This is a genomic window from Sulfurospirillum sp. E15m, assembly GCF_059415145.1.
The window spans coordinates 772,901-787,052 of the sequence record NZ_JCAHZS010000001.1; the positions used below are offsets into that span (position 1 = coordinate 772,901).

The window sequence follows — 14,152 nt, forward strand, 5'->3', positions numbered from 1 at the left end:
ATATAACGAAATGTTTTACATGTAATTCTAATTATCCAAACTACGGTTGAAATTTTGATACATGTTGCCAAACATTATGTCCATTTCCAATTGATAATTTCTGGCATATCTTGCCCGTATTGTTCAATGTATCTTTTATGCTCCATTCTCTTTGCGTGCATCTTTTGTTTAATAACCTCTGCACGCGCGTGCATTTTGGGTACACGATCCATTACATCCATGACTAAGTGAAACCTATCCATATCATTAAGTACGACCATATCAAACGGCGTGGTCGTCGTTCCTTCTTCTTTATATCCTCTTACATGTAAATGTTCATGATGTGCTCTTTTGTATGCTAAACGGTGAATCAGCCACGGATAGCCGTGGTAGGCAAAAATCGTTGGTGTATCTTTGGGAAAGAGTGCATTATAGGCATCATGAGAGAGCCCGTGTGGATGCTCTTCCTTGGGTTCTAAACACATCAAATCAATGACATTGACAACGCGTACTTTAAGCTCAGGCACAAGCTCTCGTAAAATCGTTACCGCCGCGAGTGTTTCTAGTGTCGGTACATCACCACAACATGCCATGACGACATCAGGCTCACTTCCTTCATCATTGCTTGCCCAGCTCCAAATACCGATGCCTTTTTCACAATGCGCTATGGCTTCATCTCTATTGAGCCATTGCAATTCAGGTTGTTTGCCCGCAACGATGACATTGATGGAATCACGACTTTTGAGGCAGTGTTCGCCAATCCATAAAAGCGTGTTGGCATCGGGCGGAAAATAGACATTGATAATGTACGCTTTTTTGTTTACCACAACGTCAATAAACCCAGGGTCTTGGTGCGAAAAACCGTTATGGTCTTGCCTCCAAACGTGCGAGGTTAAAAGATAATTCAACGAAGCGATGGGTTTGCGCCATGGTATCTCACGACTAGTCACTTTCAGCCATTTGGCGTGTTGGTTAAACATGGAGTCGATAATGTGGATAAATGCTTCATAACATGAGAAAAAGCCATGCCTTCCTGTGAGTAAATAACCCTCAAGCCAGCCTTGACAGGTATGTTCTGAGAGAATTTCCATTACGCGTCCATCGTGGGCTAAATGGTCATCAAAAGTGTAACGTTCTGCCATCCAAGCGCGATTGGTCACCTCAAAAAGAGGACTTAGGCGATTGGACGCTGTTTCATCCGGACCAAAAACACGAAAATTCTGCATGTTGTGGCGCATGACATCACGAAGAAAAACACCTAAAATACGTGTAGATTCTGCCGTGTCTTGACCTCGATTGATGACCTCAATGCTATAATTTTTAAAATCAGGCAAATGCAAATCTTTAAGTAAAACACCGCCATTCGTGTGTGGATTTGCGCCCATACGTTTTTTCCCCTTGGGTGCAAGCGAGGCTAATTCAGGCACAAGTTTGCCATTTTCATCAAAAAGCTCTTCGGGTTTATAGCTTTTCATCCATGTTTCAAGCAATGCAATATGTTCAGGATTGTTCTCAAATTTTGAGAGTGGGACTTGGTGCGAACGCCAAAAGTCTTCTGTTTTGAGCCCATCGACCTCTTTAGGACCGCTCCATCCTTTTGGACTTCTAAGAATAAGCATTGGCCAAGCAGGGCGTTTGGAGCTTTCTTTCACACGCGCTTCTTCCCAAATGGTTTTAATGCGAGCGATAATAACATCCATCGTTTGAGCCATTTTTTGGTGCATCTTTAAAGGCTCATCGCCTTCGACAAAATAAGGCTCGTACCCATAACCGATAAAAAGATTTTTAAGCTCTTCGTGGGAAATACGTGCAAGCACTGTGGGATTGGCGATTTTATAGCCATTAAGGTGCAAGATGGGAAGTACTGCGCCATCATGTTTTGGGTCTAGAAATTTGTTAGAGTGCCATGCTGTCGCTAGTGGCCCCGTTTCCGCTTCTCCATCGCCCACAACACAACATGCAATTAAATCAGGATTGTCAAAAACGGCTCCATATGCGTGAGAAAGGGCATACCCTAGCTCACCTCCTTCATGAATGGAACCGGGTGTTTGAGGTGCGGCATGGCTTGGAATACCGCCTGGAAAAGAGAATTGCTTGAAGAGTTTTTGAAGCCCTTTTTCATCTTGAGAAACATCGGGGTAGACTTCGCTGTATGTGCCTTCTAAGTAGGTGTTTGCAACTACCGCAGGACCTCCATGCCCTGGACCTGCGACAAAAAACATGTTAAGGTCGTCTTTATTGATAACGCGGTTCATATGTGCATAGATGAAATTCAGCCCCGGTGTTGTTCCCCAATGCCCAAGAAGACGAGGTTTGACATGTTTGATACTCAAAGGTAGTTTCAGCAAAGGGTTATCTAAAAGATAAATCTGTCCAACGGAAAGATAATTCGCTGCGCGCCAATAAGCGTTAAGAGACTTTAATTCGGATGCCAAAAGTGGTTCGTTTTTCATTCAACCCTCCTACGAAAGCAGTCGTAAGATTATGCTACTTCAATTTTACTTAAAGCATTGATACTTCCATGGGTTTGCTGAAAAAATATCCTTGAAATGCGGTACATCCCATGTCGCGTAGCATTTCATACTGCTCTTTTGTTTCAACACCTTCTGCCACGACATCGAGCCCAAAACGTCTTCCAATGCTAAGCATGGTTTGGACTAAAATCGCATCGGCATTGTCTCTTGTTAAATCATGGATGAAGGTTTTATCGATTTTTAATTCTTGAATAGGCAATTTTTTCAAATACGATAAAGAGGAATAGCCTGTACCAAAATCATCAATAGAGAGAGAAATGCCTAGGTGTGTGAGTGCTTCGATTTTTTGCAATGAACTTTTTAAATCGTGTATCAAAAGGCTTTCTGTTAATTCAAAACGAAGTTTATGAGGGTTACACGTAGTTTTTGCAATACACTCTTGAACCATTGCAATAAAATCATCTTTTTCAAATTGTTTAATACTGATGTTAATAGAGAGTTGCCAATGACATTTACTAGAATCCCTTTCCCATAATTTCAGTTGTTTACATGTTTCATAAAGTATCCATGTTCCAAGTGGAATGATACAGCCGCTCTCTTCTGCAAGCGGTATAAATTGATCTGGGGTAATAAACCCATGAATTGGGTCAATCCATCGAATCAGTGCTTCTACTCCAGTAACCGTAATCTCAGATGTATCTGTATGGTAAGCCCACTGTTTTTGATAAAAAAGAACCATTTGCTGGTGTGCAATTGCATATTGCAGACGTTCCAATAATAAGGCTTGCTCTTCTCGTTTTTGCTGAATCGTTGCGTTAAAAAAATGCGTTGCACTACGCCCTTGTTTTTTGGCTTCAAAGAGTGCGCTATCGGCATATTGGATGATCTTCTCAGGCTCATATTTTTCTTTGAAAAAAGGAACGACTCCAATACTTGCTGTTAAAAGAAAAGATTGGTTTTCAACAACAATAGGCTTTTTTATAGCACTTAAAATCGCTTGTGAGAGGATTTTAATTTCGCTTTCTGCTTTATCATAAACAGCTGACTTAGTTTTGGCGACAATCGCAAATTCATCGCCATTAAGATGTTCAACACAAAGCGTATTCACAACAGACGATATTCGTTGTGCAATTTTTGTTAAAACAAAATCTCCTAAAGTGTAACCTTTAATGTGGTTTACGATTTTAAAATTATCGATATCGAGTAGTAAAAGTGCCCCATATGTCGATGTTTTATTACTGTAAAAAATGGCTTCTCTTAGCATTTCATGTAAAAATAAAAAACGATTAGGGAATTGTGCTAAAAAATAACTTTTCAAAGGAAGGTGTAATTCCATTTGCTTTTGTAGGATAAAAAGAAATAATGTGTGATGATTGATTTGAATCATCTTTGGATAGATAATAATAGGAAGCATTTGCCCCATTTTATCTTGAATCGATGTGGTATATTGAACCGTGTCTTTTTGAAAAATAGGCATAGGATTTCGGATCAGTGAAAAAGGATTTCGTTGGATAAACTCTTCTTTAGAGTATCCTGTAAAAAGGCATACTTTTTCACTGACATTAATGGTCTCTTTTGACGAATCGCATAAAATAACACCATCACGAAAAACTTCCGGCAATAAATTACATGTAGCGATAATGGAATCGATAGTATCTTTAAGTGATTGATCTAAAATTGACATAATTCCAACCTTCTTTGCGCCATTAATATGATAATAACGCATATCTCTAGGAGATATGCGTTATCGCTTAAACTGTTTTACATGTCGAAAGTGTTGTCCTCAATTAAATTGATTGAGTTTTTGATTGAGTGTTTCGGCAAGTTTCGACAGATGGTCTGCAGCCGAAGCAATCTCTTCAACGCTTCTTGCATTGTGGCTTGTCAAGGTATTGATATTTGACACCATTTCAACAATTTGGTCGGTATCTTGAACAATCTTCTGTGAGTTTTTTGTGTTGTCAGCAACGGTGTCTACGGTTTTATGCATCACTTTCGTTGTCTCTAAAATCGTTTTTTCCACGCCGCTTGATACATGCGATAACTGTTGAATGTTGTTTGCATTTTTATTCATTTGATCGGACGAATCTGTTACCGATTGAACAATAATGTTAATAGTCGCATTAATCTCTGTTAAAGAGGTTTGTGTTCGCTCCGCCAATTTCCTAACTTCATCAGCAACAACAGCAAATCCTCGTCCATGATCACCCGCTCTTGCAGCTTCAATGGCGGCATTGAGTGCCAAAAGATTGGTTTGATCGGCAATATCGGAAATCACTGTAAGAATTTGTTTGACTTGTTCGGCATCTTGGCTCATTTGTTCCAATTTTCTCGCTAAAGCTGTTTCAGATTGACTGGCTTGATCAATTTCATTGCGGAGTGACATAATCTCGTCTTTTGCACTGTTTAATTTACCATTGGCAGAGATAATGTCTTCTTTCATACTTTCTGAGAGCTGTGCGGTTGTTTGGACAAATGTTTTTATCGACTGAATTTCTTGGATAGTGTTTTCAACAATGGTTGAACTCTCTTCGGCATTACGTCCAATTTGCATACTGGTTGTACTAAGCTCGTGTGAGACAGAAGCATTTTCATTGGAAGAGTTTTTTGCATCCATAATGGTCTGCTCTAAAGTATTGACTAAATCATTAAAACTATTGACAATCTCTTGGATTTCATTTCTTTTTGTATAGCCAATGCGAAATTTTAGCTCTTTATCTTTAACAAATTGGGTAATACTATCACGAATAAGATGGACACCTTGCATGATATTTCGGCGAATCAGAAAACTCAGTATGAGTGTTGCGCCAATGACTAAAAGAACGACTAAAATAATTTGGGTATTGGCTGATTTTTTCTCTTGCTCCGCTTTTGCTGCCATTTTTTCTGCAATTTGCAGATTATATTGCATGTGTGTATCAAGTGCAGAAGTTAAGATTTTCATGGTGGAGCGTGCTTGATTAAAAGCGATGGATGCTTCTTTTTTCTGTCCATTTTCTGATTGATTTAGCGTATTTATGGCTAAAGTCTTAAATTTCCCCAAAGCTTCGGTATCTTTTAAGAGTAATGCCTTATCTTCCTCATCCGAAACCATTGTTCCATAGTGCTTTAGTTCGTTTTCAAGGTCTTGTAATGTTTTTAAAATGCCTTCTTTCGATTTATCATTGGTTGCTTTATCTTCTTGCGTGATATGCTCCCACATGATTAAACGTAAGCGCAAACCATAAAGCATAGCGTGATTGAGCGATAATACACTGGGTAAGGAGTTAATCGTAACATAATTTGTTTCTTCATAGACTTTATCAAGTTTGGTTAAACTGATACCAAAAATAGTTAATGCTCCGCCTATTGCGATTGCTAGCATTACAGTAAGTTGCTTCCCAATTGTCATGTTATCCCTCCATATGTTGTTGATCTATCACTCAAATCGTTTGTAAAATGTTTTGAAATAAAAGAAGAGAGTAAAACATCTATTTAACGATATTTTGATGAGCAATTTGGGTTATGAGAATTTTACATGTAAAATTAGATGTTCTAAGTCACAAATAGAGGCTTATAATATGACTTTAACGTGACCTACGTATGGTATAATTTAATTCCTTCCTCCTATAATTACCTCTTAATTTTGCTTTAAGGACCTAATTTGAACAGTAGTAGCCTTTTGGTTTTGAAAAGTAAACGCATTTTATTTGTTGAAGATGATTCAATGACGAGAGTACAAATTACCAATACGCTTAAAATGCTGTTTGATAAAGTATATTGTGCTAAAGATGGAGAAGAAGCTTATAATATATATGAAGATGAACATCCTGATATTATTTTAACTGATATAAAAATGCCTAAAAAAGATGGCATCAAACTAACACGCCAAATCCGCCAAATAGATTACACCATACCTATTATTATTCTTACAAGTTTCGATGATAAAAACATGCTTTTAAGCGCGGCAAATTTAGCGATAGATGGGTATTTGATTAAACCCATTGAGTTTACATTGTTGGTCAATAAATTATCGCAAGCGATTAAAAGAACACAAACAACACCTAACTTAATTATTTTTAATTCTCATTTAGTCTTTAATCGTGATACCAAAGAGTTTTATCGTGACGAGATACTACAAACCTTGGGAAGTAAAGAGCTGGAACTCATTGAATTTCTTTTGGAAAATCATCAAAAAACACTTTCAACCGAAGCGATTGAAGCGAAGCTATGGAACTATGAACTACAATGCAGGTCTGCTGTCAAAAATCTTGTCTTAAGGATACGTCGCAAACTTGGCAATACTATTATTGTGTCGATACGAGGCGTTGGATACCGCATAAATCTTGATGATGCATTTATCAAAAAACACAAAGGAGGTAGGGATATTCCGTCACTATTAATTTCAGGATAAAATCAAATGAGGTATTTTGTTTTTTTCCTAATTCTTTTTCACAATTTATTGTTCTGCACCGAATCCCTCCATATTTCAAAATCACTTGATGCATTGGAACTGATCGGAGTTCCTAAAGTCTTCAAAGATACACAGCACCTTGATTATAATGAAGCCTACGCTTTGTTAAATCAAAATAAATTCGAGACGCTACCTTTACATGTAAAAAGTTTTGGCGTAAGTCATGCCACATACTGGGTTGCATTAACCATCAAAAATCAAGAGGAAGTCCAATCCTTTATTGAATTTCAATATAATCAATTAAGCCATGTGGATTGTTTCGTTTTTAAAAAGAATAGTCTGATACACAGCTCGCAAAATGGTAGTTCTATCAGAATAAACGAAAGAGAAGTCAAGCATTTATTTGTACGCTTTGCGCTGATAAAAGCAGATGAGCCCTTGCTGTATTTATTTAAAATTACTTCCGATAGACCCGTGATGCTTGCCATGAAAATAGCAACAGAATCGGAGTTGGATTATCGCAAACTTCCCTCCATCGTTTTTATCGCATTTTTTACAGGATGTTTATTTATTTTATTGTGTTTCAATTTCATGCTTTACCTTGTTTTAAAAGCCAAAGAATATCTATTTTATACGCTCTATTTAGTCTCTTTATGGATGTTTATTATGTATATTCATCATTATACATTTTGGCTTGTGCAGGAGTTTTTATGGCTCAATGGCGTGATTAAAATTCTAAGTACGCAAGGGGTGCATATTGCTTTTTTACTGTTCACTCTTTATTTTTTAGATATACATCTTTTATGCACATTTTTGACGAGGGTTACTTATATTTTATGTTTTATCGCGATGTTTACATTTTTTTTTCTTGCCGTTCAAAGTCCATTGCAAATGATTGCATGCTTTACAGGGATGACGATACTTGCGTACACTCTTTTTTTAGGATTTTTTGCACTGTTTAAAAAGGTGAATTTTGTCAAATGGTATCTCATTGGGGTTTTAGGTTTTTATTGCGGGACACTTCTTTTTTGGTTGATGCAATTAGGCGTCATTGAAGTTCCAAGTATGGGCACAAATGTTCTCTTATGGGGTAGTTTGTGGCAAATGCTGATTTTTACATGTATGCTAATCTTAAAAATAAAGCTTATTAAATCAGAATATAAATTGATGAAAACGCATATTTTAGAGACAGAAAAAGAGCGTATTTATCAATCACGCTACATCTCGATTGGGCGGACAATTGGTAATATTGCCCATCAATGGAAGCAACCCTTAAATGCATTAGGTGCTATTTTGACCAATATGAAGGGCAGCCTTATACTTGAGCGAAGAATCAAAAGAAAAAGTCTTATCACGTCATTGGATACCAGCTTTGAAGTGTTAAAGCATCTCTCCGAAACGATAGATACGTTCTATAACTTTTTACTCAAATCGTATGCGACGAAAAGGCAATTTTATGTGAGCGAAGAGTTGGAGGCTATTCAAAAAATGTTGGCGTATTCGTTTCAAAATTCTTCAATACAACTCAATTTTCATGGCACAGCACAATCTTTGTTGCTGGGTAACCCCAATGAATTTATACAAGTTTTACTCAATATCTTACTCAATGCGAAAGACCAATTTGATGCTATGAACCATTCGCATCCTTCTATTGATATTGGCGTTTACGAGAACGACCAAACGTGCATTATTACGATTCAAGATAATGCAGGCGGTATAAAAATTACGCCTGTTGAGCGAATTTTTGAATTTAATATCACCACAAAACAGGAAAGTGCTGGGGTTGGGTTGTTTATTTGTCAAGATATCATTACCAACCGATTTAAAGGAACACTTAGTGTTGAAAACAGACAAAATGGCGCTTGTTTTACCATTACGATTCCAAAATAAGAGACGAACTTAAACTTGTAAAATTAATTAACAAAATTAAGAGAAATATTTTTATAAGCTTTTATGCGCTAGGATTTTCCGCCAATGGATGAGGTTTTATGGTTGAGTAGAACCCCAATGAAGTATCAGTAAAATTTATAATGTATGGAAAAGAATCTCAAATGAGCGAATGCAATCTTTTAAATATTTTATCCGATAAAAAAGTGTTATGTGTTGAAGATGAAGAGGGTATTTTATCGAATATTGTTGAGTCATTGGAGCTGTTTTTTGGCAAAGTCGTTGGTGTCCAAGATGGATTAGAAGCACTCGATGAAGCCTTATGCAATGTGTACGATGTTCTGATGCTTGATATTTCCATTCCGCATTTAGATGGCTTAGAAGTGGTCAAAAAAATTCGTCAGACCAATAAAAAAATTCCGATTATTATTCTCTCAGCGCATACCGAACAAGAGTACTTATGGCGTGCCATTGAGCTTAAAATCACCCGTTATTTGACAAAACCATATGACAAAAATACACTGACCAAAGCCTTAGAAGATGTTGCGCTGGAGTTAGTGGACCATAACCCGACGTATCAATTAACCCCTGAATTCTCCTATGATTTTTGTCGAAAAACCATTTCGGCACACGATACTATTGTGCATCTGTCTAAAAGTGAAAGCAGGCTTTTAGAGTATTTTTTAAAGCGATGCAATCAAACCATAACGTACGAGCAACTTTTCGATTACATGTGGGAGTTTGAGCAACCTAGCAAAGAGGCTTTAAAATCAATCATTAAAGACTTGCGGAAAAAAATAGACAACCAATGCATCAAAAATTTGTATGGGGTAGGGTATATCTGTGAAATATAGCCTTAGAGTGATTATCTCACTTTTTGTCGTTTTGTATACGATTTTAACCGTACTTTTTTTCTATTTTTACCGTGAGTTAGCCCTCAAAGATGCTCGTCAAGAGGCTGTTTTTATTCTAGATACGATGAATGCAATGCGCGATTATATTGACAGTGTTCAACGTCCTCTCATTAAAAAACTCAAAGAAGAAAATAAACTCGATAACGATTTTTTTGACTCAAAATTACTTTCATCGTCTTTTATCACCGAGCAAGTCTATAAGATTCAATTGGCAAAAAAAAATATTAACTACCATTATAAACTGGTGGCACTCAGTCCTTTAAATCCTGAGCATCTTGGAAATGAGTTTGAATTAGGTATTTTAGATCAATTTCGTAATGGTGAACGCAAAGAGTATGCTTCCATTATTTCTGAGCGCAATAAAGCCTATTTTTTTGTAGGACTTCCCATTAGTCAAAATAACCCTTCGTGTTTAGAGTGCCATACGGAGCCTTCCAAAGCACCGCCGAAAATGATGGATAAATACAAAAACATGAGTGACTTTAAAAACCATGTCGGCGATATTATGGGAATGCTGACCCTTAAAATTCCTGTCATGAGCATTATTAAATACCATGTTGAAGAGTTTGTCGTGGGCGGACTTGCGATGTTGGTTGTGTTCATTGTCTTCATTATTTTGATCTATAAAATTTACAAAAAAGATATGCGCCTTAAAGAAAAGAACGATATGCTGATGATGAGTCAAAATCGTTTGGCGTCTATGGGTGAGATGATTGGCAATATATCGCACCAATGGCGGCAACCTTTGGCGCAGGTATCGACTATCTTAATTAATTTAGAGTTACACAATGAACGGGATATGCTCACCAAAGAAAAATTGAACCGTAAAATTCAAGAGGCGAATGAGCAAATTCAGTTTATGTCAAGCACGATTGATGACTTTAAAAACTTTTTTATACCCAATAAACACAAAAAAGAGTTTACGGCACATGAAGTAATTCACCAAGCAAAAAAATTGCTCAGTGCTTCTTTGGAAAAATACACGATAGCGTTACATGTAAATATCCTTAACGACTTTACCCGCGTGGGATTTCCGAATGAAATTATCCAAGTGCTCATCAATATTATCAACAATGCGAAAGAAGCTTTTATCGTCAATCATGTTTCCAATAGAAACATTACGATTACAGCCTTATTACAAAATGATGTTCCTGTGATTACGATTGAAAATAATGCCGGCTGTATGGAAGAAGCCATTATTGAGAAAGTGTTTGACCCGTATTTTACAACCAAAGAGTCCAGTAGTGGGCTAGGATTGTACATGAGCCAAATGATTGTAGAAAAGAACGATGGCAAAATTTATGTTGAAAATATACCCGATGGCGTTATGTTTACAATTATATTTTAGTTATTTCATTTAATACATATTTAATACTTCCCCCTTTTCCCCCCTTTTTTCTTGTTAGCATTCTCTTTGAGGCTAGAATGGCTTTTGAGGCTTGAATGGCTTAATCGTTTTTTTAATACATCTCGTTGAGCGTGTTAAAAAAAGATTAGTTGATTTAAGTTTCAATTTTTCAAAGGAGGATACATGAAAAATTGGGACAAGTTGTTACTTGGTTTATTCATGGGTATAAGCCTTTTTTCTATCGGCGCTAGTGCTGAGGGAATGGGCGGTATGCAAATGAGTAATGAAGCACGAGAGATTATTGCTCATCCTAAGGGAACGAAGGAGAGCAGGGGCGTTACCTCGTTGCAAGACTATGTCGTTGAAGAGCAGGAGATGTATGACTGGCTCTTTAAAAACCATCCTATTTTTACAAAATATGGTGGGCAAACCGTTGGCAAACTCGTCGTCGGAGATCGTGGACATGAATGGATTGAAGAAGGACACGGTAAAGATTTTTCAAAAGCCACAAAACGCAGTGGTGGAGACGGTGTAAGCTCAATGATGTATAGGGTCGCAAGAGGATCAACTCTAAGCTATCCTAACAAATTTATTGGACCAGAAAAATGCGGTGAGTGCCATGTTGCACAATATGAGACTTGGAGCAGGTCACGACACTCAACAACAGTACGCTTCCCAGGTGAACATCCAGAAGTCAATAATAAATTGACTGAACCGGTATTCTCAAGCGATACAGCATCTATTTTACCACAAGGAATCACTCCTGACGTCATTTATTGTACGATTGGGCATTTAAGAACAAAAATGGGTTTCTTTGATGCATGGTTACTTCGTGGAACCTACCATGTTGAAGGTGGTCTTCTTAAAAATGGAACAGGCAAAATTACAGCAGGTGCAAACCAATTCCAACGCACGTGGGCACTTAACTTAACACCAGAAGTAGCTAAAAAAATCAAACAATATGTACCAGAATTCCCTGTTACATTGGAAGATTACGGTGCCAATGGCGGTTATGTAAGAGGTCTTGCTTCCTATGCGGCAACCTACAAAAAAGCGATGTCTTTTCAAGCTTCAACATCGTATTGTGAAGTCTGCCATCCTTGGAAATTTGACTTTAAATCTAAAGACGAATTTTACAAAGCGCTTGGTAATGCTAAAGAGCTTCAAAAACACACCATTTCAAAAGGTGTTTCATGTGAAGAGTGTCATGGCGCTGGTGGTCACTTAGAAGGTGGTTCAGGACTCCTTATCTCTAACTGTGAACGTTGTCACCAACGTTTCTCTTATAGTCCAGACCTTGCTAAAAACATCCCTGGTAAACCTGACCTTGCTTTGAGTTCAAAATTCAAATCCATGGGACCTGGTTGTGGTACTGAAGGTGCGCAAAGTTACTTTACAGCACACTATGACAAAGGTATGCGTTGTACAACCTGTCATGACCCTCATGATGTTACAGGGCCAGTTACAGGTGAAAAAGACCTTAAAGGTACCGTCAATTACAATCCTGACCAAGGCTATTTAAGTTCACTCTATACGAAACCAAAACTCAAAAAGAACTGTGGAGATTGCCATAAAGAGGCTGCATACATCGCTTCTAAAGCAGACACTCACAGTAAAAACAGTTGTGCAAGCTGTCACATGCCATACATGATGAGCTGTGAAAACTTCTACGCAACACAATTCCAAGACCATGCAGGTTTTGATACACAAAGAAGATCTCATATTTGGAAAATTCTTGTGGATCCAAAACGCAAAACCTTGGTAGCTGGTTCAACCTCAAAAGACCCAAGAGATGCGAAAGATTGGCATTTTGAGCGTGACGATAAAGGTCATAACTTTGTAGACTTAATGTGGTCATGTGGACGTACAAGCTGGGCGGATAAAGATCAAATTGATACCAAAGGCTGTCATAGTATTGTTCAATCTGAACTTAAAGAGACCCTACACTTCAAAGACCAAAAACAAGTTTACGATGAGGTTATGGGATGGCAAACACCTGTCAAAGAGAAATATACACAGGTTAAAGTGGGTATCCAAGGTCTTTACGCAATGCTTGAAGTCAAAAAACTCTCTCCATCAGACAAAACAAGAGTCTATGAGTTGATTGAAAAAGCACAAGAGACAGTGGATCTTCTTGAAAAAGATGGTTCATGGGGTATGCACGGATTTAAATACACCAAACAAAGAATTGATGCGGCAGTTGAGTATATCAATGAAGCACAACGTATTGTTGGTAAAAATGTGAAATAACGGTGTCGCACTTTTTAGAGTGTGACTTTAAAGCGGGCTATGGTTTCATAGCCCGTTTATATCAAGAAAAGGGTATGAAGATGAGAAGTGGAAAAATATCAGCAGGATTATTTGTATTTATTTGTTTGGTCTCTCAAGGATTTGCTGGTGAGCTAAAAACACAAGTACAAAAAGAGTCATACAGTATAGGTGCATCAACAGGAAGTTATATCTCTAATCAACTCTTTGAACAAACACAAATGGGCGCCAAAGTGGATGTTGATGCTGTCATTGATGGGTTTATCGACGCATTAAAAAAACAGAAAAAACTCAGTGATGAAGAGGTCATCACAAATTTAAATAATCGAGCAGAAGTTTTAAATAAAGTCTCTCAAGATAAATTTCAAAAATCTTTAAATCAAAATCTTGATGCGGGCAAAAAATATATGTTAAATAATGCAAAAAATAAGAATGTTGTGACAACAAAGTCGGGCTTACAGTATGAAATCATCAGTGCAGGCAAAGGTGAAAAACCTAAGAAAGAGAGCATTGTTGTCATGAATTACAAAGCCTATTTAATTGATGGCAAAGTGTTTGATGATACGTATGCTAGAAAATCACCCGCACATCTTTCGATGATAAACATTATTGATGGTTTACAAGAGGGATTAATGCTGATGAATGAAGGCTCAAAATTTAAATTAGTGATTCCAAGTGAACTTGCCTATGGAAATATGGATATGAACGAAATTCCAGCGGGCTCAACGGTGGTTTTTGAAATTGAATTGCAAAAAGTAATGAAACCAGGGGAACTTGCTAACAGCGCAAAACCGCTTAGCGAAGAAGATAAAAAAGAGATGATGAACGTTGAAAAGAAGAAGTTGTAGGTAGTCTAGGTTAGGTCGTGTTAATGAATCAAATTGGAGGA

Annotated in this window: 9 protein-coding genes; 6 read left to right on the forward strand and 3 right to left on the reverse strand. The window is 37.4% G+C overall.

Annotated features, from left to right (window positions below; genetic code table 11):
• Window positions 1–74 precede the first annotated feature (74 nt).
• The 3 genes from AC5SLP_RS03885 to AC5SLP_RS03895 form a co-directional block, all read right to left on the reverse strand.
• The gene (locus AC5SLP_RS03885) at window positions 75–2,432 is read right to left on the reverse strand and encodes a phosphoketolase family protein (protein ID WP_495253813.1); all 2,358 of its coding nucleotides are present in this window, start codon (window positions 2,430–2,432) and stop codon (window positions 75–77) included.
• 49 nt (window positions 2,433–2,481) lie between these two features.
• Window positions 2,482–4,137: a putative bifunctional diguanylate cyclase/phosphodiesterase gene (locus AC5SLP_RS03890; RefSeq protein ID WP_495253814.1), complete on the reverse strand. Its 1,656-nt coding sequence runs from the start codon at window positions 4,135–4,137 to the stop codon at window positions 2,482–2,484.
• A 99-nt stretch (window positions 4,138–4,236) separates the two neighbouring features.
• The gene (locus AC5SLP_RS03895) at window positions 4,237–5,844 is read right to left on the reverse strand and encodes a methyl-accepting chemotaxis protein (protein ID WP_495253815.1); all 1,608 of its coding nucleotides are present in this window, start codon (window positions 5,842–5,844) and stop codon (window positions 4,237–4,239) included.
• A 252-nt stretch (window positions 5,845–6,096) separates the two neighbouring features.
• Between AC5SLP_RS03895 and AC5SLP_RS03900 the strand changes: the two genes are divergently transcribed.
• From AC5SLP_RS03900 to AC5SLP_RS03925, 6 genes are all read left to right on the forward strand, one after another.
• On the forward strand, window positions 6,097–6,846 hold the full coding sequence (locus AC5SLP_RS03900; RefSeq protein WP_495253816.1) for a response regulator transcription factor: 750 nt from the start codon (window positions 6,097–6,099) through the stop codon (window positions 6,844–6,846).
• A 6-nt stretch (window positions 6,847–6,852) separates the two neighbouring features.
• On the forward strand, window positions 6,853–8,736 hold the full coding sequence (locus AC5SLP_RS03905) for a sensor histidine kinase (protein WP_495253817.1): 1,884 nt from the start codon (window positions 6,853–6,855) through the stop codon (window positions 8,734–8,736).
• A gap of 161 nt (window positions 8,737–8,897) precedes the next feature.
• Window positions 8,898–9,587: a response regulator transcription factor gene (locus AC5SLP_RS03910; protein WP_495253818.1), complete on the forward strand. Its 690-nt coding sequence runs from the start codon at window positions 8,898–8,900 to the stop codon at window positions 9,585–9,587.
• Window positions 9,577–10,995 (forward strand): c-type heme family protein, encoded by a 1,419-nt coding sequence (locus AC5SLP_RS03915; protein ID WP_495253819.1) that lies wholly within the window; start codon window positions 9,577–9,579, stop codon window positions 10,993–10,995. Before AC5SLP_RS03910 ends, AC5SLP_RS03915 begins: the two co-directional genes overlap by 11 nt.
• 183 nt (window positions 10,996–11,178) lie before the next feature.
• The gene (locus AC5SLP_RS03920; protein WP_495253820.1) at window positions 11,179–13,245 is read left to right on the forward strand and encodes a cytochrome C; all 2,067 of its coding nucleotides are present in this window, start codon (window positions 11,179–11,181) and stop codon (window positions 13,243–13,245) included.
• Between the two features lie 80 nt (window positions 13,246–13,325).
• Entirely contained in the window at window positions 13,326–14,111 is a 786-nt protein-coding gene (locus tag AC5SLP_RS03925; RefSeq protein ID WP_495253821.1) for an FKBP-type peptidyl-prolyl cis-trans isomerase, read from the forward strand.
• Window positions 14,112–14,152 lie beyond the last annotated feature (41 nt).